General features: G+C 69.8%; 24 protein-coding genes. 8 read left to right on the top strand and 16 right to left on the bottom strand.

The window, feature by feature from the left end; translation table 11 throughout:
• Positions 1-5 precede the first annotated feature (5 nt).
• Positions 6-791 (bottom strand): hypothetical protein, encoded by a 786-nt coding sequence (locus AB0383_RS37725; protein WP_366189827.1) that lies wholly within the window; start codon positions 789-791, stop codon positions 6-8.
• Between the two features lie 350 nt (positions 792-1,141).
• Between AB0383_RS37725 and AB0383_RS37720 the strand changes: the two genes are divergently transcribed.
• The 3 genes from AB0383_RS37720 (at position 1,142) to AB0383_RS37710 (ending at position 5,563) form a co-directional block, all read left to right on the top strand.
• Positions 1,142-1,579 carry a MarR family transcriptional regulator gene (locus AB0383_RS37720; protein ID WP_220242902.1) on the top strand — a complete coding sequence of 146 codons (438 nt, stop codon included), beginning with the start codon at positions 1,142-1,144 and terminating at the stop codon, positions 1,577-1,579.
• Between the two features lie 172 nt (positions 1,580-1,751).
• Positions 1,752-3,086: an MFS transporter gene (locus AB0383_RS37715; protein ID WP_366189854.1), complete on the top strand. Its 1,335-nt coding sequence runs from the start codon at positions 1,752-1,754 to the stop codon at positions 3,084-3,086.
• A gap of 164 nt (positions 3,087-3,250) precedes the next feature.
• Complete coding sequence (locus tag AB0383_RS37710; protein WP_366189826.1) at positions 3,251-5,563, top strand: FdhF/YdeP family oxidoreductase; 2,313 nt, start codon at positions 3,251-3,253, stop codon at positions 5,561-5,563.
• A gap of 3 nt (positions 5,564-5,566) precedes the next feature.
• Here the strand turns inward: AB0383_RS37710 and AB0383_RS37705 are convergent, their stop codons facing one another.
• From AB0383_RS37705 to AB0383_RS37690, 4 genes are read right to left on the bottom strand one after another with little or no spacing between them, the layout of a single operon-like run.
• Complete coding sequence (locus AB0383_RS37705) at positions 5,567-5,977, bottom strand: VanZ family protein (RefSeq protein ID WP_366189825.1); 411 nt, start codon at positions 5,975-5,977, stop codon at positions 5,567-5,569.
• 37 nt (positions 5,978-6,014) lie between these two features.
• The gene (locus AB0383_RS37700; RefSeq protein ID WP_366189824.1) at positions 6,015-7,454 is read right to left on the bottom strand and encodes an LCP family protein; all 1,440 of its coding nucleotides are present in this window, start codon (positions 7,452-7,454) and stop codon (positions 6,015-6,017) included.
• Positions 7,455-7,509: 55 nt separating this feature from the next.
• The gene (locus tag AB0383_RS37695; RefSeq protein WP_366189823.1) at positions 7,510-8,253 is read right to left on the bottom strand and encodes an SDR family oxidoreductase; all 744 of its coding nucleotides are present in this window, start codon (positions 8,251-8,253) and stop codon (positions 7,510-7,512) included.
• Positions 8,250-8,666 (bottom strand): VOC family protein, encoded by a 417-nt coding sequence (locus tag AB0383_RS37690; protein WP_364173126.1) that lies wholly within the window; start codon positions 8,664-8,666, stop codon positions 8,250-8,252. Before AB0383_RS37690 ends, AB0383_RS37695 begins: the two co-directional genes overlap by 4 nt.
• A 68-nt stretch (positions 8,667-8,734) precedes the next feature.
• Here AB0383_RS37690 and AB0383_RS37685 point away from each other — a divergent pair, with 68 nt between their 5' ends.
• Positions 8,735-9,403 (top strand): GntR family transcriptional regulator, encoded by a 669-nt coding sequence (locus AB0383_RS37685; protein WP_366189822.1) that lies wholly within the window; start codon positions 8,735-8,737, stop codon positions 9,401-9,403.
• On the opposite strand, the gene AB0383_RS37680 is transcribed toward AB0383_RS37685, so the two are convergent.
• The 4 genes from AB0383_RS37680 to AB0383_RS37665 all read right to left on the bottom strand — a co-directional run bounded on the left by AB0383_RS37680 (position 9,400) and on the right by AB0383_RS37665 (position 12,870).
• The gene (locus AB0383_RS37680) at positions 9,400-10,617 is read right to left on the bottom strand and encodes an MFS transporter (RefSeq protein ID WP_366189821.1); all 1,218 of its coding nucleotides are present in this window, start codon (positions 10,615-10,617) and stop codon (positions 9,400-9,402) included. The two genes, AB0383_RS37685 and AB0383_RS37680, sit on opposite strands and share 4 nt — an antisense overlap.
• 44 nt (positions 10,618-10,661) lie before the next feature.
• On the bottom strand, positions 10,662-11,192 hold the full coding sequence (locus AB0383_RS37675) for a helix-turn-helix domain-containing protein (RefSeq protein WP_364173132.1): 531 nt from the start codon (positions 11,190-11,192) through the stop codon (positions 10,662-10,664).
• A gap of 188 nt (positions 11,193-11,380) precedes the next feature.
• On the bottom strand, positions 11,381-11,518 hold the full coding sequence (locus tag AB0383_RS37670; RefSeq protein ID WP_220242910.1) for a hypothetical protein: 138 nt from the start codon (positions 11,516-11,518) through the stop codon (positions 11,381-11,383).
• Complete coding sequence (locus tag AB0383_RS37665; protein WP_364173135.1) at positions 11,518-12,870, bottom strand: OFA family MFS transporter; 1,353 nt, start codon at positions 12,868-12,870, stop codon at positions 11,518-11,520. Before AB0383_RS37665 ends, AB0383_RS37670 begins: the two co-directional genes overlap by 1 nt.
• 122 nt (positions 12,871-12,992) lie before the next feature.
• Between AB0383_RS37665 and fdhD the strand changes: the two genes are divergently transcribed.
• Entirely contained in the window at positions 12,993-13,817 is an 825-nt protein-coding gene (gene fdhD / locus AB0383_RS37660) for a formate dehydrogenase accessory sulfurtransferase FdhD (RefSeq protein ID WP_364173138.1), read from the top strand.
• 10 nt (positions 13,818-13,827) lie between these two features.
• On the opposite strand, the gene AB0383_RS37655 is transcribed toward fdhD, so the two are convergent.
• Positions 13,828-15,189, bottom strand: a complete 1,362-nt coding sequence (locus tag AB0383_RS37655) for a carotenoid oxygenase family protein (protein WP_366189820.1) — start codon at positions 15,187-15,189, stop codon at positions 13,828-13,830.
• 307 nt (positions 15,190-15,496) lie between these two features.
• On the opposite strand from AB0383_RS37655, the gene AB0383_RS37650 reads away from it, so the two are divergent.
• A complete protein-coding gene (locus AB0383_RS37650; RefSeq protein WP_366189819.1) occupies positions 15,497-16,387 on the top strand; it encodes an alpha/beta hydrolase-fold protein in 891 nt (296 codons plus the stop codon).
• Positions 16,388-16,516: 129 nt separating this feature from the next.
• On the opposite strand, the gene AB0383_RS37645 is transcribed toward AB0383_RS37650, so the two are convergent.
• From AB0383_RS37645 to AB0383_RS37620, 6 genes are all read right to left on the bottom strand, one after another.
• Positions 16,517-16,930 (bottom strand): hypothetical protein, encoded by a 414-nt coding sequence (locus tag AB0383_RS37645; RefSeq protein ID WP_364173144.1) that lies wholly within the window; start codon positions 16,928-16,930, stop codon positions 16,517-16,519.
• A 77-nt stretch (positions 16,931-17,007) separates the two neighbouring features.
• Positions 17,008-18,303 (bottom strand): ATP-dependent Clp protease ATP-binding subunit ClpX, encoded by a 1,296-nt coding sequence (gene clpX, locus AB0383_RS37640; RefSeq protein WP_285973823.1) that lies wholly within the window; start codon positions 18,301-18,303, stop codon positions 17,008-17,010.
• A gap of 234 nt (positions 18,304-18,537) precedes the next feature.
• On the bottom strand, positions 18,538-19,191 hold the full coding sequence (locus AB0383_RS37635; RefSeq protein WP_220242917.1) for an ATP-dependent Clp protease proteolytic subunit: 654 nt from the start codon (positions 19,189-19,191) through the stop codon (positions 18,538-18,540).
• 25 nt (positions 19,192-19,216) lie between these two features.
• Positions 19,217-19,816 carry an ATP-dependent Clp protease proteolytic subunit gene (locus AB0383_RS37630; RefSeq protein ID WP_364173148.1) on the bottom strand — a complete coding sequence of 200 codons (600 nt, stop codon included), beginning with the start codon at positions 19,814-19,816 and terminating at the stop codon, positions 19,217-19,219.
• Positions 19,817-19,957: 141 nt separating this feature from the next.
• Positions 19,958-21,346: a trigger factor gene (tig, locus tag AB0383_RS37625; protein ID WP_364173151.1), complete on the bottom strand. Its 1,389-nt coding sequence runs from the start codon at positions 21,344-21,346 to the stop codon at positions 19,958-19,960.
• Between the two features lie 138 nt (positions 21,347-21,484).
• On the bottom strand, positions 21,485-22,111 hold the full coding sequence (locus tag AB0383_RS37620; protein WP_366189818.1) for a TetR/AcrR family transcriptional regulator: 627 nt from the start codon (positions 22,109-22,111) through the stop codon (positions 21,485-21,487).
• 107 nt (positions 22,112-22,218) lie between these two features.
• On the opposite strand from AB0383_RS37620, the gene AB0383_RS37615 reads away from it, so the two are divergent.
• Together AB0383_RS37615 and AB0383_RS37610 are read left to right on the top strand one after the other, a co-directional pair.
• On the top strand, positions 22,219-24,285 hold the full coding sequence (locus AB0383_RS37615; protein ID WP_366189817.1) for a fatty acid desaturase: 2,067 nt from the start codon (positions 22,219-22,221) through the stop codon (positions 24,283-24,285).
• The gene (locus tag AB0383_RS37610; protein ID WP_366189816.1) at positions 24,282-25,112 is read left to right on the top strand and encodes a fructosamine kinase family protein; all 831 of its coding nucleotides are present in this window, start codon (positions 24,282-24,284) and stop codon (positions 25,110-25,112) included. The genes AB0383_RS37615 and AB0383_RS37610 overlap by 4 nt, the downstream gene beginning before the upstream one ends.
• Positions 25,113-25,836 lie beyond the last annotated feature (724 nt).

Genomic DNA, 25,836 nt, shown 5'->3' with positions numbered 1-25,836 from the left:
GGCGTTCACTCCTTGGAGAGGTGCCCTTCGGCCGGCGACGTCACGGCGCCGGTCCGGCTCGGCCGCGAGGTCCGCGCCTTGGCCTGGTGGGTCCGGACCACCGCCACGACGCCGACGACGAAGACCCAGCCGGGGAAGATGAGCGCGAAGATCGGGTGGAAGGTCCAGCTCAGCAGCACAGCCGCGGCGCAGAGGTAGCCGAACCACACCAGCGGGCGCGCCAGCACACCCGCGGCGTTGAGCAGCGTCGTCGTGGTGATCATGTACATGCCGGCGACCCGGGCGCCGAAGACGAACACGAGCCCGTAGCCGGCCGCGGTCAGCGCCCGCGCCACGTACACAGGCGGTAGCGGCGCCACCGAGAACTGCTTCAGCAGTGCGATCGCCCCGGTCAGCGCCATCCCCGAGAACAGCAGGATGATGAACGCCACCCCGGAGGCCAACTGCAGCGCCCGCGGCATTTCCCGATTCTGTGCGCCAGGGAGGCTCGCGATGTATTCACGCGTGGCCATCATGTGCCACAGGAAGACGATGCCGGCGAACGGCACGATGTACAGGCCGGCGGTCACCAAGGCACTGGAACCGCCGTCGGCGTAGAAATTCGCGTACCGGCTGTCCGCCACGGTCAGTCCCGGCGCCCGGTGCACCAGGACCAGCGCGACGGTGAACAGCGCCGCGAAGAGGATCCCCGACCAGCCCGCGACCAGCGCGTACCCGGGCCCGCGTCCGGTCGCCGCGGCAGCCCTCGCGTCCGCCCGGCGGCGCGGGCGGATCCGGGTCCAAGCAGGCATCGGCGCCTCCCACCACGCCATTTATCCGGAAATGGCGCGCATGTCGGCCGGCTCAAAGAAATGGCGCCGTGGTGCAGCAGCGCGATCCTCATCGTCCTGCCCGAATCAGGGGGTGTCAACAAGCGGCGACTGCACCGGAAACGGCGTGAAAAACACTGCGGCAGAACCAGTTTTTGGCCCATCTGAAAAAGGCGATACCGCTTCCGGTGGCGTTCGTTCGCATCGTCTCGGGTTCTCGCGATTCCCCCGATCCGCGGCCTGAGAGCCGCGGAGACCGAAGTCACCGGGTGTGGCCAAGGTCGCCCCGTCGAGGGATGCACAGGCTAGACTACACAGCCTAAACTGTGGATATGGCCACCGTACCCGCTCCCGTCGCCGAATCCGCAGGCTGGCTGCGCGGCGTCGTCGCGCAGCTGCACCGCCGGCTGCGGCAGGTCGACAACGCCGACAGCCTCACGCCGTCGCAGTCGGCGGCGCTCAACCGCCTCTACCGCGAGGGCCCCGCGACGCAGGGTGAGCTCGCCGCCGCCGAACACGTGCGGCAGCAGTCGATGGCCACCACGCTCTCGGCGCTCGACTCGCTCGGCTACCTCGCCCGCTCGCGCGACCCCGCCGACGGCCGCCGCACCGTGCTGTCGGTGTCCGAGCTCGGCGCGAAGACCGTGCAGGGGATCCGCCAGCACCGCGACGAGTGGCTCGCCCACGCGCTCGCGGCCGAGCTGACCGCCGAGGAGCTGGAGACGGTGCGCCAGGCCCTGCCCCTGCTGCAACGCGTCGCCGAGCACTGATCATCCAGCGTGCCCGGCATCGGCGCCGGGACCCGAACACCGACGTCAGCGCGGACGCCGTGGAGGACACCCGAACATTCCCCGACATTTCCAGGACGAAGGAGCCGTGACGACCACCGCAACGCCCCGAAAGGCACCGGCCAGCTTCGGTGCCAAACTCGTCACCCCGCTGGTGGCGAGCGCGGTGCTGAACCCCATCAACTCCACCCTCATCGCCGTCGCGCTCGTGCCGATCGGGCAGAGCTTCGGCGCCGGGCCAGGCAAGACGGCCTGGCTGATCTCCGCCCTCTACCTCGCCACCGCCGTCGGCCAGCCCGTGGTCGGCCTGCTCGTGGACCGCTACGGCGCCCGCCGCGTACTGCTCGGTGGTGCGTCAGTGGTGATCGTCGCCGGGGTCACCGGCATGATCCCGTTCTCCGTCGAGTGGCTCACCGGCGTGCGCGCGGTGCTCGGCATCGGCACCTGTGCCGGCTTCCCCGCCGCGATGGCCGTGCTGCGCAAGCGCGCCGACGCGCTGGGCCAGGGCGTGCCCGCGCGCGTGCTGTCACTGCTCTCCCTGTCCTCGCAGACGATCATGGTCATCGGCCCGACGCTCGGCGGCGTGCTGATCACGCTCTTCGGCTGGCCGGCCATCTTCGCCGTGAACATCCCGCTCGCGGGCGCCTCGCTGCTGCTGGCGATCTTCTGGGTCCCCAAGGACGCGCCGGTGCGCGATGAAGCCACGAAGCCGAAGCCGATCGACGTACTCGGCATCGCGTTGTTCTCGCTCTCCCTGCTGGTGCTGCTGTGCTACCTGATGGCGCCGGGCATCGGCGACCTGTGGCTGCTCGCGGCGGCCGTCGCCGTCGGCGCGGCGTTCGTGTGGGTGGAGCTGCACACGCGGGTGCCGTTCATCGACCTGCGGATGCTCGCGGCCAACACTCCGATCCTGCGCACCTACCTGCGCCAGGCCCTGAGCTTCATGGTGATCTACGCGATCATGTTCGGCTACGTGCAGTGGCTCGAGGAAGGCCGCGGCTTCAGCGACGCGATCGCGGGGGCGCTGCTGCTGCCGATGTCGGTCGTGGCCGTGTGCGCGGCGGCGTTCTCGGGCCGCGCGACCGGGATCCGCAAACGACTGGTGGTGGTCGCCGTGGCGCTGCTGGCCGGTTCGGTCGCGCTGCTGTTCGTCGGCCACACGACGTGGCTGGGCGCGCTGCTCGGGCTGATCGCGGTATTCGGTCTGGCCCAGGGCCTGACGAGCGTCGCGAACCAGACCACGCTCTACCGTGAGTCGCCCGCCGAGACCATGGGCACCGCGAGCGGCCTGTTCCGCACGGCCCAGTACCTCGGCGCGATCGTGGCCTCCACCGTGATCGCCCAGTGCTACGGCGCGCGCGCCGACTCGGCCGGGCTGCACCACCTCGGTGCCGTGCTCGTGGTGATCAGCGCGCTGCTGCTGGTCGTGACGGTCGCCGACCGCGGGCTGAAGCTGGCCGAACGCCGCGAACGGGCGCGGCGCGCCTGACATCGCCGACGGAGATGATCGACGGCACGATCAGTGACCGTCGTCACTCCGAAGGTCGAACCTCGCGGCCGAACGGGCGGGTACCCAGGTCAAACAGCATCTTTCAAGTGTGAAAAACCAGACCCCGTGTCGGGGAATCCATGATCGAAGCGCACGATGGACACATGCACCGTGATGCGCCGAAACACGACGTGGACGAAGCCGACCTGAAGGTGGGCAAGCCGAAGACCTACGCGGCCGGCATCCCCGGCGTCGCCGTGTCGCTCCGGCGCGGCATCGAGCAGATGGGCCCCACGCGCACCGCGCTCACCCTGCGCCTGCTCAACCAGCGCGCGGGCTTCGACTGCCCGGGCTGCGCGTGGCCCGAGCCGCTCCAGGCCGACGGCGAGAAGCGCAAGCTCGCGGAGTTCTGCGAGAACGGCGCGAAGGCCGTCGCGGAAGAAGCCACGCGCCGCCGCGTGGACCGGGAGTTCTTCGCCACCCACGCGGTCGCCGACCTGCGGGACAAGACGGACTACTGGCTGGGCCAGCAGGGCCGCGTCACCGAGCCGTTCGTGCTGCGCGAGGGCGCCACGCACTACGAGCCCATCTCGTGGGACGCCGCGTTCGACCTCGTCGCCGGCGAGCTCAACGGGCTGGCCAGCCCGCACGAGGCCGTGTTCTACACCTCGGGCCGCACCAGCAACGAGGCCGCGTTCCTCTACCAGCTGCTCGTGCGCTCCTACGGCACGAACAACCTGCCGGACTGCTCGAACATGTGCCACGAGTCGTCGGGCTCGGCGCTGTCCGCCGGCATCGGCATCGGCAAGGGCTCGGTGTCGCTCGCGGACATCCACCACGCCGATCTGATCGTGGTCGTCGGCCAGAACCCGGGCACCAACCACCCGCGCATGCTCTCGGCGCTGGAGACGGCGAAGGGCAACGGCGCCAAGGTCGTGGCCGTGAACCCGCTGCCCGAGGCCGGGCTGATGCGGTTCAAGAACCCGCAGAACGTGCGCGGAGTCGTGGGCGAGGGCACCCCGCTCGCCGACGAGTTCGCGCAGATCCGCCTCGGCGGCGACCTCGCGCTGTTCCAGGCCGTGGGCCACCTGCTGCTGCAGTGGGAGGAAGAGGCGCCCGGCACGATCATCGACCAGGAGTTCGTGAACTCCGCGACCTACGGGTTCGAGGACTGGGCGAAGAACCTGCTCGAGCTCGACTGGGCCGAGACGGAGAAGGCCACGGGCCTGCAGCGTGCGCAGATCGAGCACGTCGCGCGGATGATCGCCACAACCGAGCGCACGATCTACTGCTGGGCCATGGGTCTCACGCAGCACAAGCACGCGGTGCCCACGATCTCCGAGATCACGAACCTCGCGCTGGCGCGCGGCATGATCGGCAAGCCGGGCGCGGGCCTGTGCCCGGTGCGCGGCCACTCCAACGTGCAAGGCGACCGCACCATGGGCGTCTGGGAGAAGATGCCCGAGACGTTCATGGACGCGCTCGACCGCGAGTTCGGCATCACCGTGCCGCGCGAGCACGGCTGGGACACCGTCGACGCCATCCGCGCGATGCGCGACGGCCGCGGCAAGGTCTTCTTCGCGATGGGCGGCAACTTCGCCTCCGCGACACCCGACTCCGACCTCACGGCGAAGGCGCTGAGCTCGTGCTCGCTCACCGTGCACGTGTCGACGAAGCTCAACCGTTCGCACGTCGTCCACGGCACCACCGCGCTGATCCTGCCGACGCTCGGGCGCACCGAGCGTGACGTGCAGGAGTCGGGGCCGCAGTTCGTGACCGTCGAGGACTCGATGTCGCAGGTGCACGCCTCCCGCGGCCGGGTCAAGCCGGCTTCGGAGCACCTGATCTCCGAGGTCGCGATCGTCTGCCGGCTCGGCGAGCGGCTGCTGGGCCCCGGCCACGCTGTGCCGTGGCGCACGTTCGAGAAGAACTACGACCTGATCCGCGACCGCATCGCGGGTGTGGTGCCGGGCTGCGAGGACTACAACCGCCGCGTGCGCGAGCCCGACGGGTTCGTGCTTCCCCACGCGCCGCGTGACTCCCGCGAGTTCACGGGCACGGCCACCGGCAAGGGCACGTTCACCGTGTCGGAGCTGGAGTACCCGGAGGTGCCGGCGGGCCGGCTGCTGCTGCAGACGATGCGCAGCCACGACCAGTACAACACCACGATCTACGGCCTGTCCGACCGCTACCGCGGCATCGAGGACGGCCGGCGCGTGGTCTTCGTCCACCCGGACGACCTGGCCGAGCTGGGCATCGCCGACGGCGAGATCGTGGACCTGGTCTCGGAGTGGCGCGACGGCGACCGCCGCGCGCCGCGCTTCCGCGCCGTGTCCTACCCGACCGCTCGCGGCTGCGCGGCGGCCTACTTCCCGGAAGCCAACGCACTGGTGCCGCTGGACTCCGTCGCGGAGAAGTCCAACACGCCGGTGTCGAAGGCGGTCGTCGTCCGGCTGGAGCCGCACCACCACTCGTGAGGTTCAGGCGGTCCGGTCACGCGGGATTTTCCGGCGTGACCGGACTGTGGCGGCGAGCAGCACGCCGAGTGCCGCGCCGAGGGTGTTCAGCAGCACGTCGTCGACGTCGGCGCTGCGGCCCACGAAGTACTGCACGATCTCGATCACTGCCGAGAATCCCGCCAGCGGCGCGATCACGGCGGCTTTCCGGCGTGTGACCACGGTCGCCAGGAATCCCAGTGGCACGAACAGCGCGATGTTGCCGGCGTTGTTGATCAGCCCGAGGCGGCCGTTGGCGTTGCGGGCCTCGTCGGCAATCCCGGCGAACGGCACCAGGTTGACGTTCTCGGGCGGGCTCAGGTGCCCGGGCCGCAGCGTGATGCCGAGAACCACGAGAACCGCCACGACGAGCAGCCAGCGGGCCCAGGATTGCATCGGTCCAGTCAACCAGCCCGGCTGCCCACCCCGAGCGTCAGTCCACGCAGTTCTCGCCCGCGCCGGTGATCGGCGTGTCCCCCGAACCCGCCGCGCCGGCGCCACCGCCCGTCCCGCCGGGGTCACCGCCGCCGGAGGGCGCACCGGGCCCGGCGTAGACCTGTCCGAGTGTCACCTCGATGTGGCCGGCCGGCACGTCGGCGGACTCGGCGGTGGCGAGGCCCCCCAGGAGCTCCGCCACCGCCTTGCCCTGCGTGGCCAGCGCGGCGCCGTACCGGACCAGTGAGGTGCGGCGCGCGGCGGCGTTGCCAGTGGTGCCCGGGGTGAAACCGTTGTCCTTCACCACATCCGAGACGCGCTGGGCGAGCCCGCTGGTGCCGCCCGCGTTGGCCACGTCCACCACGAAGCCGGCCTGCTTCGGCGCAGCGGCGGGCGGCGCGCCGATCAGGCCGGCCGCGAACGCCTTGACCTGCGCGGGATCCACTTGCACCGCCGTCGCCCGCGGATTCGTTTTGCTGTAGCGGTAGTCGGGGTTCACGACGGGGATCGTCGTGAACTGGATGCCACCGCCGGAAATGCCGCGCAGCTGCCCGATGAAGTCGAGCAGGTTCCAGGAATCGTCGAGGACCACGGACTTCTTCACGGCGTCGATCAGCGCGCCGAGTTTGCCGGGATTGGCGAGCGTGCCGGCCGAAAGCACCTGGTGCGCCAGGGAGGCGAGGAACACCTGCTGCCGGCGCATGCGGCCGAAGTCGGTGCCCTTGACGCCGTCGCGCTGGCGGACGAAGGCGAGCGCGTCGGCGCCCGAGATCTTCTGCGGCCCCGCCGGGAAGTTCGCGCCCGAGTTGCGATCTTTCGTCGCGTTGTTGAGGCAGACCTCGACACCGCCGACGGCGTTGCTGATGTCGTAGAAGCTCAGCAGGTTCACCTCGGCGAAGTGGTCGATCTTCACGCCCGTGAGGTTCTCCACCGCCTGCCGCGTGGCACGGCGGGCGGCGGTGAGCGACTCCTGCTCGATCTCGTTCTTGTCGGTCTCGCCCGCCGCGCGCCGTTTCGCGGCCTCCAGCGTCTTGCCCTGACCGTAGGCGGCGTTGATCTTCCCCTTGTCACCGTCGGGCAGCGTCACGTACGAGTCGCGCGGGATCGAGAAGGCCTTCACCGTCTGCGTGCCGTTCGGGATGCGCAGCACGATCAGGGTGTCGGTGAGGTCGTCGCCGTTGGGCCCGGCCCTCAGTTCGCGCAGGACGTCCGCCGGTAGTGGGTTGCCCTGATTGTCGGCGCGCGAGTCGCGGCCGACGAGCAGGATGTCGAGCGAGCCGTCGGCCGGCTGCTCACCGGGCGCGGGCGCGCCGGCTTCGTCGATCACGCTGCTGCGCGTGACGTCGTCGAGCGAGCTCAGCGTCGAATAGCCATAGGCCGTGCCGGCGAACACCACCAGCGCCAGCGTCGAGACGACGATCTTCCCTGCGATCCGCACACCCTACCGACGCCGTACGGCCCGGTTCTGCTGCACGCGTGATCCAGTTCACACTTCAACGCAAGTACGAGGCGCCGTTCAGATCGAGGATCGCGCCCGACGCCCACGTGGCTTCGGCCGAGGCCAGGTAGACGACCGCGTTGGCGATCTCCTCCGGCTCCGCCACCCGGCCGAACGGGCTCTGCTCCCGCACGGCTTCGGTGATCCGGTGCGCGACGCGTTCGGTCGCGGTGAACCCGGGCGCCACCGACGTCACCGAAATCCCGTGCGGCGCCAGCTCGATCGCGAGCGACTGGCCGAGCGCGTGCAGCGCGGCCTTGCTCGCGCCGTACGCGGCGTGCTCGGGTTCACCGCGGAACGCGCCGCGCGAGCCGACGTTCACGATCCGCCCCGGCGCTTTCCGCGCGATGAGGTGGCGCGCGACGTGGAACGAGATGTTGGCGGCGCCCATCAGGTTTACGTCCAGCGTGCGGCGCCAGACTTCCTGCCAGTGCGCATAGCCGACGGTCGCGACGGGCGTCGACGTCTCGGGCGTTGTGCCGACGGCCGCGTTGTTCACGAGCACGTCGACGCCGCCGAGCAGTTCCTCGGCCGTGTCCGCGATCCGTTGCGCCGCTTCGGGATCGCCGAGGTCGCCGCCGATCAGCACGTGGCCGTCGCCCGGGAGCGCGGCCAGCGTCTCCTCGGCCGCCGCGGCGTTCGATCCATAGTGGACGGCCACCCGGTCACCCCGGGTGGCGAAGGCGTGGGCGATCGCGCGGCCGATACCGCGGGAGCCGCCGGTGACGAGGACGTTCACTTCGCGAACAGCTGCGCTTCGTCGCGGAACGCCTTGAACTCCAGGGCGTTGCCGGCCGGGTCGTGCAGGAACATCGTCCACTGCTCCCCCGGCTCGCCGGCGAAGCGCTGGTACGGCTCGATCACGAACTCCGTGCCCGCTTGCTTGAGCCGGCCCGCCAGCTCGTGGAAGGAGTCGACGTCGAGGACCAGGCCGAAGTGCGGCACGGGCACGTCGTGACCGTCGACGGGGTTGCGGCCGGCCTCGGCCCGCGCGCCGGGCACCACGTGCGTGACCACCTGGTGGCCGCGGAAGTCCCAGTCCACCCACGCGTCGGCCGAGCGGCCTTCTTCGAGCCCCAGCACGCCGCCGTAGAACGCGCGGGCGCGGGCGAGGTCGTCGACCGGGATGGCGAGGTGGAACGCGGGGCGCATGGCTCTCCTTCGGCTCGCGGTGGCTCCCTCACCTTGAGGTGCCCATGTCCTAATGTCAACATTGACCGATGGACGCCACACCGTTGCGGAAAGCGGCGCGCCGCGGCCTCGCCGAGGAAGCCGCCGACCGCGTGCGCGACGCGATCTTCGCCGGCCACTTCCCGCCCGGCGCGCCCCTGCGGGAGGTCGAGCTCGCCGCGTCGCTGGAGGTCAGCCGCGGCTCGGTGCGCGAGGGCCTCGCCCTGCTCACCCGCGAAGGCCTCGTCCGCGGCGGCTGGCACCGCCCGACCACGGTCGTCGAGGTGACCGCAGTGGACGTCGACGAGGTGTATTCCGTGCGCGCGGCCCTCGACCGCCTGGCCGCGGTCACGGCTCGGGCGCGGTCCTCCGTGGACGATCTGGCCGCGTTGGACTCACTTGTCGCTTCGCTGTCGTCCGCAGTGGACTCCGGCGCCGCCGGCCCCGAGCTGCTCGCCCTGGACATCGCTTTCCACGACCGCGTCTACACCGCCGCGGGCAACCGCCGCCTGACGGAGGCGTGGGAGGCGGTGCGTTCGCAGGTGTTCCTGTTCCAGTTGCAGCGCGTGTCCCTGGGTGCTTCGCAGTACCGCTCCCACGTCGTCGCCGAACACCGCGAACTGGCGGCCCTGATCCGCGGCGGCGACGCGGCCCGACTGGACCGCGTCGCCGCCGACCACGTGGACTCCGCGCGGCGTCGGCTGCTGGCGGAGCTCTAACCGTCCACTGCGGACGCCAGCGCGGCTTTCACCTTGGCGTTGCTGGTCATGCTCATCGTCACCACGGTCATCGTCAGCAGGACCGCCGCGGCGGCGAAGTACGGGGTGCGCAGGCCCGCCGCGGAGGCGAGCCAGCCGCCCAGCAGCGCGCCGAGGGGGCCGGCCGACAGGGCGACCAGGCGGGAGGCCGCGGCGACCCGGCCCATGAGCCGGCCCGGGACGATCGCCTGGCGCAGCGACCAGCCGAGCACCATGGTGGTCGCCATGCCGCAGCCGCAGAGGGCGAACATGGCGCCGGCGAGCCACGGGCTGTCCGCGAGCCCGAAGACGAGGATCGACCCGCCCTCCACCACGGCCGTCAGAGTGAGCGCCGTGCCCGTGCCCAGCAGCTTCTCGAGCGGTCCCGCCACGACCATCGCACCGAGCACCCCGCCGACGGCGTCGGCGGCGAGCAGGAAGCCGTAGCCGACCGCGGACAGGCCCAGGGTGTCCTGCGCGAACAACACCAGCACCGCACCCACCGCGCCGAACGCCAGGTTGCCGACCGCCGGCCGCAACGCCAGGCCGAGCAGCAGCCGATCCCGGACGACGTACCGGAACCCCTCCCGCGCATCCGCCCACACACTGCGGCCCTCGACGCGCTCGGGCACCGGCGTTGACGGCAACGTCCGGATCAGCAGCGCACTCGCCACGAACGACACGGCGTCGACCACGAACGGCACCGTCCGCGCGAGCGAGAACAGGAAGCTGCCCACCGGCGGCCCCGCGAACTGCCCGGCCGCCGTCGACGCGCCGCGCAGGCGACCGTTGGCGCGGCGCAGCAACGTCTGGTCGCGCCCGAGCAGGTCCGGCAGGTAGGCCTGCGAGGCCACGTCGAAGAACAGTTCCCCCACACCGAGCAGGAACGCCAGCACCAGCAACGCCGGGATCCCCAGCACCCCGACCGCCCCCGCCACGACCGCGAGCACCAGCAACCCCGCCTGCCACAGATCGGCGAGCCACATCGTTCGCCGCCGGTCCCACCGGTCCACCAGCGCGCCCGCCACCAGCCCCACCACCAGGTGCGGCAGCAGCATCGCCACCGACACCAGGCTGATCACCACGGGATCTTTGCTCAACGCCACGGCGAACAACGGCAACGCCGCCGCATACGCCCCGTCCCCCAGCGCGGACACCGTCGCCGCCGTCCACAGCCGCGCGAAGGCGGGCGGCATCTTGGGCGCGGTACCCGGACGGCGAAAGACACTCACCATCGCGCTCACTGGGCCGCCCCCTCACCGGGCCGGAAGAACGCCACCGCGATCGTCGCCGCGGGCTCGGAGGGTTCGCGTGCCGCGTGCATCTCGTCCAGCAGCTCACCCAGCCGCCGTTCGAACTCGGCGTAGCGCGACTCCCCCAGGCGCAGGTGTGACATGCGCACGTACCGCGCGCCCTCCGGCGCGGTGGCGAGGTCGTCGATCGCGTGCTGCAGCAGGACGTCGCGCTGGCCGGGTGCCGGGTCCGGCACCACGACGGTCTTCGCGACCATCCCGTAGTACCGCTCCACCACGCCACGCACCTTGCGCGTGCGGACCACGTGAATGAGCCCTGCGCGCTCCAGCACGCGCACGTGGTAGCTCGAGCTCCCTTTCGCCAGATCCAGGCGCGCGGCGATCTGCGTGATCGTCGCGGGCCCGTCGCGCAGCACCGCGAGCACGCGGTGGCGCACCAGGTTGTTCACTGCGCGCAGTTGTTCGGTAGTCCGCACCTCGACGCTGTCGGAGGGCGGAACGTAGTCGTCCCCAGTCATGAGAGCCAATGGTCAACGACTCTTGACCATTTGTCCAGCGCCTTTTCGGACGAAGCCGTTGCGATGATCGTGGCCAGGGTTCGCCACCAGTGCGCGGCCGGCGGAACGAAAAGAGCGCGACCTCCGGCACGTCGTACGCCGGTGGTCGCGCTCCTCAGCAGACCCGGGTGATTCCGATCAGCGGGCCATCAGCTGCTGAACAGATCGATGACCTTGAGGATCAGCTCATACACGCCGTACACGAACGGCACCAGCACCCACAGCCACGCGACCACGAGCAGCAAGGTGCGCCCGCCCGAGCGCCCTTCCACGTCCGGTGTGCTCATCACGCCTCACTCCCCACCTGGGTGCTCGCCACGGGTTCGTGGTACTTCGCCTTGACCGGCCGCACGAACTCGTTGGCGATGAAGCCGACCACGAGCAGCGCGATCATGATGTAGAACGACGTCGCGTAGAGGTCCGGACCACTCTTGCCCGCGGACTTCTCGCTGTCGGCGATGCCGTCGACGATCAGCGGCCCGAGAACGCCGGCGACCGACCACGCGGTGAGCAGCCGGCCGTGGATCGCGCCGACCTGGTAGTTGCCGAACAGGTCCTTCAGGTACGCCGGCAGCGTCGAGAAACCGCCGCCGTAGAAGGAGAGGATCAGCATCGCGCACAGCACGAACAGCAGCTTCGACGAGTTCGTGGTGAGCGCGATGATCAGGTACAGCACCGCGCCCACGCCGAGGTAGAAGCGGTAGATGTTCTTGCGCCCCACCGCATCCGAGACCGACGACCAGACGAACCGGCCCAGCATGTTGGTGAGCGAGAGCATCGCGACGAAACCGGCGGCGGCGGCGGTGCTGACCGGCGCCGAGGTGCCCTTGAAGAAGTCCGAGATCATCGGCGCGGCCTTCTCCAGGATGCCGATGCCCGCGGTCACGTTGAGGCACAGCACGATCCACAGGCACCAGAACTGCGGCGTCTTGAGCGCGTTGGCGGCCGAGACGTTGTGCGTGGAGATGAGCTTCTTGGTCTCCAGGACCTTCGGCTCCCAGCCCGCGGGCTTCCACCCGTCGGCCGGCACTCGCACGAGCAGCACGCCCATCGTCATGAACACCGCGTAGACGACACCGTGGATCAGGAACGCGACCGCTATGTCGCTCGCGGTCGGTGCCGAGCCGAGCATCGCCGAGGACCACGGCGAGGCGATGAGCGCGCCGCCGCCGAAGCCCATGATCGCGATGCCCGTGGCCATGCCGGGCCGGTCGGGGAACCACTTGATCAGCGTCGACACGGGTGAGATGTAGCCGATCCCGAGGCCGATGCCGCCGATCCCGCCGTAGCCCACGACCACGAGCCAGAACTGCCCGGTGGCCACGCCGAGCGCCGCCACGAGGAAGCCGGTGCCGAAGCAGATCGTCGCCACGAACATGGCCCAGCGCGGGCCGTTCTTCTCCACGAGCGTGCCGCCGAACGCGGCCGAGAGGCCGAGCATCACGATGCCCAACTGGAACGGCAGCCCGGACTCCGTGCCCGAGAGGTGCATGGTCTTCTCGAGCGGAGTTTTGAACACGCTCCACGCGTAGGCTTGACCGATCGAGAGATGTATCGACAACGCTGCGGGAGGGACCAGCCAACGGGTCCAGCCAGGCGGTGCGACGATACGAGAGCGGGCCAGGAAGCCGAGGGCCATCGTCAGACTCCTCCGAACTGTGAGGTGATGCTGGGAATGTATTACTTATTCCCCGACGTTGCATCGGCTGGGTGTCGTAGATCGTCTGCGCACGTCTTCAAAGGCCGTTGAAAGGTGGACAGATGGGCAGGGTGACCGTGCGACGGCCGGTGCGGAGGATTTCCTCGACCGGTGAACGTCGTCGCCCCGACTCACTGGCGGCCGAAGAGCCGTTGGAGATCCGCGTCGGCGGCAAAGCACTCGCTGTGACGATGCGCACTCCGGGTCACGATGTCGAGCTGGCCCACGGCTTCCTGTTGTCGGAGGGCGTGCTCGGCTCCCGTGAGGACATCGCGGCCGCGCGCTACTGCGACGGCGTCGACGACCAGGGCCGCAACACCTACAACGTGCTCGACGTGACACTCGCGCCCGGAGTGGCACCTCCGGACGTCGGCGTGGAGCGCAACTTCTACACCACGTCCTCGTGCGGCGTCTGCGGCAAGGCCGCGCTCGACGCCGTGAAGCTGAAGAGCCGCTTCTCCCCCGCGGACTCGCCGTTCGAGGTGAAGACCGACGTGCTGGTGAAGCTCCCGGACACGTTGCGGGAACAGCAGAAGGTGTTCAAGTCCACCGGCGGGCTGCACGCGGCCGCACTGTTCACTCCGGACGGTGCGCTCGAAGTCGTGCGCGAGGACGTCGGGCGGCACAACGCCGTGGACAAGGTGCTCGGGTGGGCTCTGCAAGCCGGCCGGATCCCCGCGCCCGACTGTGGGCTGCTGGTCTCCGGCCGTGCCTCATTCGAGCTGGTACAGAAGGCGGCGATGGCCGGGATCGGGCTGCTCGCCGCCGTGTCCGCTCCGTCGTCTTTGGCCGTTGAGCTGGCCGAGGAGAACGGCATGACGCTCATCGGTTTCCTGCGTGGCGACAGCATGAACCTCTACACGGGCGATCAGCGGGTGCTGACGTAGGCCGTCCGGTCTAGCCGATCGGCACCCAGTTGCCGTGGAAGCCGTGGGGCACACGGTCGGGCAGGTGCACGGCCGCGACGGGCTCGAGCGTTCGCGCGTCGAGCAGCGTCAGGTCGCTGCACTGAGTGGCCGCGTCGAAGACGAAACCCATGAGCACGCCTTCGTCCTCGGCAGCGTCCACACGCGACGGTACGAACACGAACTCCCCGGGCACGCGGCCGGGGCCGAACCCGTGCCGCTGGGCGGTTCCGGTGCTCAGGTCGTGCTTGTAGACCGCGCCGGTCAGGTTCGAGAGCCCGTCCACGGCCACCGCGTAGCCGTAGCGGTGCGCGCGCCCGACGTGACGCTCGTCGACGCGCGGGAACTCCTGCCCGTGCTCGTCGATCCGTTCTTCGAGGACCTTGCCCGCCGTGAGGTCGACGGTCCAGCGGTCGAGCGTCGGCTCGCCTTCGGTCGGGCCGTGCACGCCGCGGTCGAACACCTTGGGGTGACGCACGACGTGGAGCACGACGCGGTCGCCGTCGTCGTAGGCGTTGAGCGGGTGGAACACGTAGCACGGCTCGACGTCGAACCAGCGCACGTCGGCGTTGTCCCCCTCGCGCGGCATCACGCCGACGCGTGCCGGGTAATCGGGGTTCCAGCGGTACGGCAGTGAGCTCACGCCCCGGCCGGAGCGCACCTTGACCGGGTCGGGCACGTCGACGTGGTCCGGCGTCTGGTTCGCGTCGAACGTCACGGGCAGGTCGTAGAAGACGACGTGTTTTTCGGTGAGCGAGAAATCGTGCATCATCGGCCGGCCCGTCACCTCGATGTCCACGACGCGCCGCGCCCGCCCGTCGGTGTCGACGACCGAGTACCGCACGCGATTGCCGAGGCCGAAGGTGTACGTGACGGCGTGCAGCTCACCTGTGCCCGGGTCGCGCTTGGGGTGGGCCGTGTAGCCGCCCGGCAGCGTTCCGTCGAAGTCACACGCGCCGACGGTGTCGAGCTCCTCGGTGAGCTCATAGGCCGGCAGGCCGCCCTCGATGAGCGCCAGCGTGCGCCCGGCGTGCCCGATGACGTTCGTGTTGGCCCCGATGCCCATGTTCGGCACCTCCGGCCCCTCCCCGAGCAACCCGGCGACGTGCGGCGTGCGGATCCAGCGGTTGCGGTACCACTCGGCGCGCCCGTCCCGCAGGCGGACCCCGTGGACCATGCCGTCGCCGAGGAACCAGTGGTAGCTCCCTGGGTCCTGCCGCGCGAGCGGGTTGGGCCCGTTGCGCAGGTAGCGGCCGTCGAGGTAGTCGGGCAGCTCCCCGGTCACCTCGAGCCGCGTGGCGGTGTGCTCCTGGGTGACGGGGGCGAAGTTGCCTTCAAGGAACTTGTTGATCATGCGAAATCCTTCCGTAACAGTGTTATTGATTGATAACAGAGTTATGGAACGGTCGCAAGGCCCGGGTTTTCAGAACTGGCGCCGCGGGCGCGGACTCTGCACGATGATCGGTGGCGCCAGGCAACGCGCGGATGGTGAGCTGCGTCCAGGTGGCTGGCAGTTTCCTGCGGTGGTCTGGGACGGAGGCCGAGGTGGACGGACGGGTCGAGCGCCGGGCCGTGCGCGGGGCCGTTTCCGGGACGGAGACCGTCGTGGGCAGCCTGAGTACCCGTCGCGCGTCCGTCGCCGTCGCTGGGCCGGAGGCCGCGTGAACGGCCGCGTGAGCCGCCGCACCGCGATCGCCGCCGGGGGCGCCGGCCTGGGCGTCGCGGGGCTCGCCGCGGCGACGGCAGCGGGGCTCACGCCCCTCGGTCAGGCGTTGCAGGTCCTCGGCGTCACCACCGACTCACCGGTCACCCAGGTCGGTTCGCTGCGCGTCGAGCGGGTGCGCTCCGCCGCGAGGGGCCGCGACGTCGACCTCGTCCTCTTCCTGCCCAGCAAGAAGCCGCCGCCCGACCTGCCGATGTCCCTCATGCTCCACGGCCTTCACGGCAATGCCCGCAGCGCCGCCCCCAGCGGCCTGCTCAAGGAGCTCGCCACGGACGTCGCGCGCAAGGCCGTGCCCGCCCACGGCTACGTCGCCGTCGACGGCGGGGACAACTACTGGCACGAGGTCCGTCCCGGCGACGACCCCATGGCGATGCTGCTGGAGGAAGTCCCGCGCTGGCTCGCGGCCCGCGGCCTCGGCGGCGCGCACGGCCTGCCCTTCGCCTGTGCCGGCGTCTCGATGGGCGGCTTCGGCGCGATGGTCTACGGCCGCCGCCGCGCCGAGCGTCGTCAGCCGCCGGAGGCCGTCGCGGCCATCTCGCCGGCGCTCATCACGAACTGGCCCGAGATGGCGAAGCGCCACATCTTCACCGGCCAGACCGACTGGACGTCGCTCGACCCCCTGCGCCACCTCACCGCCCTGCGCGGCATCCCCACGGCCCTGTGGTGCGGCACGGAGGACTCCTTCATCACCGGCGTCCGCCGCTACATCGCGGCCACCCACCCGGCCGTCGGCTACACGGCGAAGGGCATCCACAGCGACACGTTCTTCCACTCCGTCGTGCCGAGCCTGGTGAGCTTCGTCGGGAAGCACGTGCCGCGCGCGGTGTAAAACAGCGGGCACGCTCCAAACGCGACGGACGCCCCTTGAGGTCAGCTCCGCCCCACCAGCACGATCGACCCGGTCACCAGCCCACCCGCGGCGAGCCCATTGCACCAGGCCAGCCACGCAACACGAGCCTCAGGAAGACACCCACCGAGCCACCACCGAGATCAACCAGAATCCCACCATCGTCGCCAACGCCGTCAGCAGCGCCCACCGCAGTTGCAGCCGACGGGTCTCCGCCGCGCGCAGGAAGCGCAGGAAGTACCAAGCCAACGCGAACAACGGCAACGGGATCAGCGGCAACGCCGACAACCGCGTCCCCACCGCCACCAGACAGACGACCGCGAAGACGGCCAGCATGATGTTGCCCGCGCGGTACAGCCACGGGAAGCGCGTCAGGATGGACGCGACGACTCGCTCGCTCAGTTCGACGATGCCCACCGACGGCGCGTCAGTCGAGGCAAGCGGAGGCGAAGTGGCCTCATCCTCGTCCGACACCGAGGCGGTGGTGTTGTCCCCTGGGGCTGCGGTCAGCGGCACGGTTGTCATCCTGTCCATTATCGCGCGTGCCGCGAACAGCCTGGCAGCGGACTCCCGCAAACGGCTCAAGCCGATCAGCGAACGGCTCAGGCCGACTTCTCACCACGCTCGCTGCGGGCGCGCCGGGACGGCTGCCGCGCGACGATCGTGGGGTTCACGTTCTCCCGCACGGTCTGCTCGGTGATCACGACCTTCGCCACGTCGTCGCGGCTCGGGATGTCGTACATGACCGGCTGGAGGACTTCCTCCATGATCGCGCGCAGGCCGCGGGCGCCCGTGCCGCGCAGCATCGCCTGATCGGCGATGGCCTCGAGCGCCGTGTCGGTGAACTCGAGCTCGACGTTGTCCATCTCGAAGAGCTTCTTGTACTGCTTCACCAGGGCGTTGCGCGGCTGCGTGAGAATCGAGACCAGCGACTCCTTGTCCAGATGGTTCACCGTGGCGACCACCGGGAGGCGGCCGATGAACTCCGGGATCAGGCCGAACTTGATCAGGTCCTCGGGCATCGTCTCGGAGAAGACGTCGCTGCCCTCGATCTCGGCCTTGGTGCGGATCTCCGCGCCGAAGCCGAGGCCGCGCTTGCCGACGCGCTCGTTGATGATCTTCTCGAGCCCCGCGAACGCACCGGCCACGATGAACAGCACGTTGGTGGTGTCGATCTGGATGAACTCCTGGTGCGGGTGCTTGCGCCCGCCCTGGGGCGGCACCGACGCCGTGGTGCCCTCGAGGATCTTCAGCAGCGCCTGCTGCACGCCCTCACCCGACACGTCGCGCGTGATCGACGGGTTCTCCGACTTGCGGGCGATCTTGTCGACCTCGTCGATGTAGATGATGCCCGTCTCGGCGCGCTTCACGTCGTAGTCGGCGGCCTGGATCAGCTTGAGGAGGATGTTCTCGACGTCCTCGCCCACGTAGCCTGCTTCGGTCAGCGCCGTGGCGTCCGCGATGGCGAACGGCACGTTCAGCAGCTTCGCGAGCGTCTGCGCCAGGTAGGTCTTGCCGGTACCGGTCGGCCCGAGCATCAGGATGTTGGACTTCGCCAGCTCGACGGGCTCGTCCTTGGAGTCCTTCGGCCCGGCCTTGTCGTCGGCCTGGATGCGCTTGTAGTGGTTGTACACCGCGACCGCGAGCGTCTTCTTCGCGTCGTCCTGGCCGATGATGTACTGCTCGAGGAACTCGCGGATGTCCGCGGGCTTGGGCAGCTCGTCGAGCTTCACCTCGCCGGCTTCGGCCAGTTCCTCTTCGATGATCTCGTTGCAGAGGTCGATGCACTCATCGCAGATGTAGACCCCGGGGCCGGCAATGAGCTTCTTCACCTGCTTTTGGCTCTTCCCGCAGAAAGAACACTTCAGCAGGTCGCCGCCGTCACCGATCCGTGCCATGGCCGTTGACCTCGTCCCCTCCGGTGCGCGGTACGCACCTGACACTGTCTTGCCGCTCCGGTCCCGAACCGACTGCTTGCACACCGACCGGCCGAAGCTTCACGCACTGCCACTGACGGTACCCGTCCGAAGCCGCGAGCGGGAACACCCGGGTGAGGAGAAGGCACGTCAGAGGTCGACACTAGACCAGAGAGCCGGTGCGTGTCGCCGATTCGACACGCACCGGCCCGGTGATCAGTTGGCGGAGGCCTTCCGGTACGGAAGGACCTCGTCGATCAGGCCGTAGGCCTTGGCCTCGTCGGCGGTCAGGATCTTGTCCCGCTCGATGTCGGCCCTGATCTGGTCGGGCTCCTTGTTCGTGTGCTTCGCCAGGATGACCTCCATCTGGCGGCGCACGCGCTGAATCTCGTTGGCCTGGATCTCCAGGTCCGAGACCTGCCCGTAGGTGCCCTCGGTGGCCGGCTGGTGGATCAGCACGCGCGCGTTGGGCAGCGCCATGCGCTTGCCCGGCGTGCCGGCCGCCAGCAGCACCGCGGCGGCCGAAGCGGCCTGGCCGAGGCACACCGTGGAGATGTCCGGGCGGATGTACTGCATGGTGTCGTAGATCGCCATCAGCGACGTGAACGACCCACCCGGGGAGTTGATGTAGATGCTGATGTCGCGGTCCGGGTCCTCGTGCTCGAGGTGCAGCAGCTGGGCCATCACGTCGTTGGCCGACGCGTCGTCCACCTGCACGCCGAGGAAGATCGTCCGCTCCTCGTACAGCTTGTTGTACGGGTTGGACTCCTTGACGCCGTAGCTCGTCCGCTCGACGTACGACGGCAGAATGTACCGCGACTGCGGAGTCTGCGGAGCCCGGAAGTCACCCGGGAGCCGGTAATTGCTCATGAGAGGTCTCCTGTGTGCTTCGCGCTCAGTTGTTCGAGGTGATGCCGGCCGACAGCACGTGGTCGACGAAGCCGTATTCCTTCGCCTCCTGCGCCGTGAACCAGCGGTCGCGGTCGCCGTCCTTGACGATCTGCTCGGTGGTCTGCCCGGTCTGCTCGGCCGTGATGCGGGCGAGCTCCTGCTTCCACTTGTTGTACAGATCCGCCTGGATCGCGATGTCGGACGCGGTACCGCCGACACCCGCGGACGGCTGGTGCATCAGGATCCTGGCGTGCGGGAGCGCGTACCGCTTGCCCGGCGTGCCCGACGAGAGCAGGAACTGCCCCATCGAGGCCGCCATGCCCATGGCGTACGTGGCGACGTCCGGGCGGATCAGCTGCATGGTGTCGTAGATGGCGAACCCGGCGGTGACCGAGCCACCCGGCGAGTTGATGTAGAACCGGATGTCGGACTCACTGTCGTCCGCGTCGAGCAGCAACAGCTGCGCGGTGATCCGGTTGGCGATCTCGTCGTTGACCTCGGAGCCGAGGACGACGATGCGCTCCTGGAGCAACCGCTCGAACACCGAGTCGGTGAGGGTGAGTCCGGAGGTGCCGGTCCGCCCCTCGGGCATGTGCTGCTTCACGTCTGCCTGCCTTTTCGCCGGCGGTGGCCCTTCGTCGTGTCGGCCACCGCTGTCGTGTTCAGATGCTTGAGATCTTGCAACCGACCCTAACGAACTCGGGCGGTGCGGAATGCCCGACACCGCCCAAGTTCGCTTACAGCGTCACTCCGCAGGGGTCGCGGCCGCTTCCTCGGTGACCTGCGTCTCGTCGCCGGCCGGGGTGTCACCCTCGTCGGTGCCGAACAGCTCGGTCAAGTCGACCTCTGCGCCGGAGGCGTCCTTCACGGTCGTGCCCCGCACCACCGAAGCGAGCGCCTTGCCGCGGCGCACGTCGGCGTAGATCGCGGTCAGCTGGCCCGACTGCTGGGCGCGCTGCACGTACTCGTCCGGGCTGACACCGAAGCGCTGGGCCTGGTACATGATGCGCTCGGTGAGCTCGCCGTCGTTGACGGAGGTCTTCTCGTTGTCGGCGATGGTGTCCAGCAGCAGCTGGGTGCGCACCGCCTTCTCCGACTCCTCCTGGACCTCGGCGTTGAACTCGTCCAGAGTACGGCCTTCGGCCTCGAGCGCCTGGGCGAACTTCGCCTCGTCGTGGTCGAACGGGTGCACCGCGTCGTGCTTGCGGTTCTCGATCTCGGCCTCGAGCACCTTCTCCGGGATCGGCACCTCGGTGCGCTCCAGGAGGATGTCGAGGACCTTGTCGCGAGCCTGCACGCCCTGCTGCATCTTCTTCACGCGGCCGAGGCGCTCGCGAAGGTCGGAGCGCAGTTCTTCAACGGTGTCGAACTCGCTCGCGAGCTGGGCGAACTCGTCGTCGGCCTCCGGCAGCTCGCGCTGCTTGACCGACTGCAGGGTGACGGTGACCTCGGCGTCCTGCCCGGCGAACTCGCCCGCCACGAGCTTGGTGGTGAAGGTCTTCGTCTCGCCCTCGCTCGCACCGACGATGGCCTCGTCGATGCCGTCCACGAGCTGGCCGGAGCCGATCTCGTAGGACAGGCCGGTGGTGGAGGCCTCCTCCACCGCGGTGCCGTCGACCGTGGCCGACAGGTCGATGGACACGAAGTCGCCGTTCTCGGCCGGGCGCTCGACACCGGTCAGGGTACCGAAGCGGGCGCGCAGCTCGTCGAGCTGCTCGTCGACCTCCGCGTCGGTGGTCTCGACGTCGTCGACGCTCACCTCGAGGCCCTCGAGGTCGGGCAGCGCGATCTCCGGCCGCACGTCGACCTCGGCGCTGAACTCCAGGACGTCGCGGTCCTCGAGCTTCGTCACCTCGAACTCCGGCTGGCCCAGCGTGCGGACCTCGCCGGCCCGGACGGCCTCGATGTACTTGGCCGGGATGGCTTCGTTGACGACCTCGTCGAGCACCGGCGCACGGCCGATCCGGCTTTCCAGGACGCGAGCGGGCGCCTTGCCGGGCCGGAAGCCCGGGATGCGCACCTGTTCGGCGATCTTGCGGTAGGCGCGGTCGAAGTTCGGCTTGAGCTCGTCGAACGGCACCTCGACATTGATCTTGACTCGCGTCGGGCTGAGCTGCTCGACGGTGCTCTTCAAGGTCTTCTCCTCGAGCGGTAAACAATGGGGGTTGGACTGTCCCTCGGGACGGCCCCGGTCACCTGCCGACCGGGACAGCCGAGTCTAGGCCCTCGGCCTCACCGAACCTGGTCGGGGGCACCCTGACACCCCTCCCGATCAGCGGTCGAGCATCCGCCCGAGCACCCGGCGCACGCTCGTGGCCGTCCGCTCGGGCGGCCCGCCGGGCTGCACCACGTGGCTGAGCAGGAGCCGGACGAACGTCTCGGCGAAGACGGACCACTCCTCTTCCGACCACCCGCGCTCCGGGTACTGCGCCCGCAACACGGGCGTCACCGCGGTGACGGCGCGCTCCAGCACGGCCTGCGAACGGGTGGTGATGAGCGACGGCAGCTCGTCGCCGTCCTGCCCGCCCAGCACGGCCTTGAGCAGCGGGTTCACGCGCGCGGCCGCCACGATGTGGCAGAACGCGGCGATGACGCCCTCTGCCGCGTCGCCTTGGCGCGCGACGATCTGCCCGACGGCGCCGGCGAGCTTGTCGGTCTCGCGCAGCACGAGGGCCTCGACCGGCCCGGCCTTGGCGCCCACCTCGTTGTAGACGGTCTGGCGGCTCACGCCGAGGTCCGCCGCGAGCCGGCCCATCGTGGGGTTCGCCCAGCCGCCGACGCTGGTCAGCTCGGCCGCGGCCGCGAGCAGCCGCTCCCGCGAGCGCCCGCCCCCAGGGACTCCTCGGCGACACCGGATTTCACGGAAAGTGAGCTTGGCGACGACGGCCTGCACAGCCACTGACCAGGACGCACCCCTGAATCCGTGTCAAACCGATTTACAAACACCGCGCGGTTGTCTAAGTTGTCACCGCTTGGCCAGGAGCGATCGACCGAGGAGACCGCTCGATGCCCGTCGTCGACAGCCGGCTCGGCGCCGGGGAACAGCCTGGGGCGCCCGAGCGCGCCGCCGTGCCCAGTCCCCGAATCCCGCTCGCGCCCGCATCCCTGCCTACGCTCACCCTTTTCGTGGGCGGTCTGGCCGTGTGGGGCACAGCCACGTGGCTCGCGTTGTGCGGCATCGTGCCGCTGTGGGTGACGATCCCGCTGCACGCGCTCGTCACGTTCACGATGTTCACCGTCGCGCACGAGTCGGCCCACCACGCCGCCGGGAAGCTCACCTGGCTCAACGAGGTGCTCGGCCGGCTGGCGATGCTGTTCGTGGCCGCCTACGGCTCGTTCCCGTTCCTGCGCTTCATCCACCTCGAGCACCACCGCAACACCAACGCCGACGCGAGCACCGACCCGGACGCCTGGACTTCGCAGGGCCCGTGGTGGCAGCTGCCGTTCCGCTGGCTGACGATCGACTTCTGGTACGTGCGCTTCTACTCCCGTCGCGTGCACGGCCGCCCGCGCCTCGAGCGCGCGGAAACGCTGGTGGCGCTGGTGGCGTTCGCGGCGATGGTGGTGACCGTGGTGGCGTGCGGCCGCGGCTGGGAACTGCTGGTGGTCTACCTCATCCCGCAGCGGCTGGGGCTCGCGCTGCTGGCGTGGTGGTTCGACTGGCTGCCCCACCACGGTCTGGCGGAGAACCGCTTCGGCGCCACGCGGGTGCGCGTGGGGCTGGAGTGGCTGATGACGCCGATCATGCTGTACCAGAACTATCACCTGGTACACCATCTTCACCCGGCGATCCCGTTCTACCGGTACGTGCGCGCGTGGAACGACAACCGCGATGCGTACCTGGCACGCGAAGTCCCCATCACCACGGCGTGGGGCCGCGAGCTGACGGCCGCCGAGTACCGCGCGTGGCGGCGGCTCACCGAGTGCTTCGAGAACGAACCCGCGCCGGAACCCTTGCCGCCCGGGCCTCGGCGGTTCCACGCGCTGCGGGTTGTTTCCGTGGACCCGATCGCCCAGGACGCGGTGGCGATCACCTTCGACGTCCCCGAAGAGCTGCGCGAGACGTTCCGGCACGTGCCCGGCCAGCACGTGGTCGTGCGCACGACGGTGGACGGCACCATGGTCCGGCGCACGTACTCCCTCTGCTCCCCCGCCGGTTCGGCGTCGTTGCAGATCGCGGTGAAACGCCGTGCGGGCGGCACTTTCTCGCCGTTCGCGACTTCGCAGCTGAAGCCGGGGGCCGTACTCGAACTACTGCCACCTTCAGGCGGGTTCACGCTTTCGCCGTGCCCGGACCGTTCTGCGCACTACGTCGTGCTGGCGGCCGGCAGCGGGATCACGCCGGTGCTGTCGATCCTGTCCAGCGCCCTGCGCGCGGAGGCCCACAGCCGCGCAACCCTGTTGTACGTCAACACTTCCGGCGCCACGACGATGTTCGCCGACGAGATCAGCGCGCTGGCCCGCGAGTGGGCGGGCCGGCTGCACGTGGTCCACTTCCGCACCGACGAACGCGATCCCGACCTGCACGCCCACCGCCCGGTGCGGCACTTCGACACCGTCGGCGAGGCCCTCGCGATCTCCCACGAGCGCTACCGCAGCGGCCGCCTCGACGCGACCCGGCTGCGCGCGCTGCTGCAGAACCGCCTTCACCCGGCCAAAGTCGACCAGTGGTTCCTCTGCGGCCCGCGCGGCCTGCTCGACATGGCGCGCCGCACCCTGCGCGAGGCCTACGTTCCCGACGAGGACGTGCAGTTCGAACTCTTCGCCGGCGCCCCGGCCCGCAGCCCGGAAGGCGCGTCGGCGGCCCTGTCGGTCACCGTCGGGCGGCACGTGACGGACATCGTGACGCAGCCGGGCGAAACCGTGCTGAACGCTTCACTGCGCGCCCGGCTCGACGTGCCGTACTCCTGCACGGGCGGCGCGTGCGGCAGCTGCGTGGCAAAGCTGGTGCGGGGGCGCGTGGACATGGATGTGCAGTACGCGCTCACGGAGGCGGATGTGGCGGACAACCGGATCCTGACGTGCCGGGCCCGCCCGACGACGCCTGAACTGGCCGTTGACTACGACCGGTGAGCACCGCTGACGTTGTTGCCCGGCTGACTGGCCTCGAGGTGGTGCGTACGCGCTGGTCGGGTTCTCTGGTGGAAGCCGAGCTGTCCGACGGGTGGGTGGTGGTGAAGCACGCGCCCGGCGCGGCTGTCGTCGAGGCTGCGGGTTTGCGGTGGCTGGCTTCGGCCGGCGCGGTCTCGGTCGTCGGTGTGCGTGGCTTCGACGACGAGTGGCTGGTCCTTGACCGGATTGCGCCTTCTCCGGCGACGGTTGCTGCGGCGCGTTCGTTCGGGCTGGGTTTGGCCCGGTTGCATTCGGCCGGGGCACCGGCTTTCGGTTCGCCACCTCCGGGTGGGCCCGTTCAGGCGTGGATCGGCCAGGCCCCGATGGCGAACGTGACCGGCGCCGAGTGGCCGCTGTGGTACGCGGAGCAGCGGGTCTTGCCGTATGTGCGGCAGGCGGTGGACGGCGGGTTGCTGGACGTTGCCGAGGCCCGTGTTTTCGAGCGAGCCTGTTCGCGATTCCCCTCCGTTGCCGGCCCCGCCGAGCCGCCTGCGCGATTACACGGGGACCTGTGGAACGGCAACGTTTTGTGGACCGCGGCCGGCGTCTGCCTCATCGACCCGGCCGCCCACGGTGGGCACCGCGAGACGGATCTCGCGATGCTCCACCTGTTCGGCTGCCCGCATTTGGCCGAGGTGATCGCGGCTTACGACGAGGCCGCGCCACTCGCCGCGGGCTGGCGCTCGCGGGTGCCGATGCATCAGCTGTTCCCGCTGCTCGTGCATACTGTCCTGTTCGGATGGTCGTACGCCGCGCAAGCTCTTGTCGCGGCCCGGGGACTACTCTGACCGCGAGCTGTCGGGTGCAACTGGCTGGCCCTCGCCAGCTGCTCGCACCGCTCGGGCGTGCTTCCTTTCGGCGGTCTTGCTCCGCGCAAGCGCTTGCCTCGGCCCAAAACCACTGCGACGGCGGGCCGCCGATCGCTGGTGACCGGAGTCCGGTCAGCCGTTCCCACCGCCCGCACACACCGCGCTCTGCAGCAGTGTCATGCCGCGCGAGCCCTGTCCGCAGCGGCAGAGGCCGCGCGAGCCCTGGCCACAACGCAGGGAACTGCCATGACGGCAGGCCATCGATCGCTGCCGACCGGCGTCCGGTTGATTCGTAGCCACTCGCACACACCGCCCTCCGACACACCGCCCTCCGAGGCGGAGTGCTGCCACGCAAGCCTGGCCCGCAACGCAGGAACTACCGTGACGGCAGGCCATCCACCACTGCCGACCAGCGTTCGCCCAGCCGTTCCCACCGCCCGCACGCACCACCCACTGCGGCAGAGCCATGCCACGCAAGCCTGGGCCACAACGCAGGAACTACCGTGACGGCAGGCCATCGACCACTGCCGACCGGCGTCCGGTTGGTTCGCGCGACTCGCACACACCGCCCTCCGAGGCAGAGCCATGCCACGCAAGCCTGGCCCGCAACGCAGGAACTACCGTGACGGCAGGCCATCGACCACTGCCGACCGGCGTCCGGTTGGTTCGCGCGACTCGCACACACCGCCCTCCGAGGCAGAGT

The organism is Amycolatopsis sp. NPDC051373 (assembly GCF_040689465.1).
Lineage (GTDB): Bacteria > Actinomycetota > Actinomycetes > Mycobacteriales > Pseudonocardiaceae > Amycolatopsis.
Note: the sequence above shows the minus strand (reverse complement) of the source record. Positions and strands in the feature narration are given on the sequence as shown.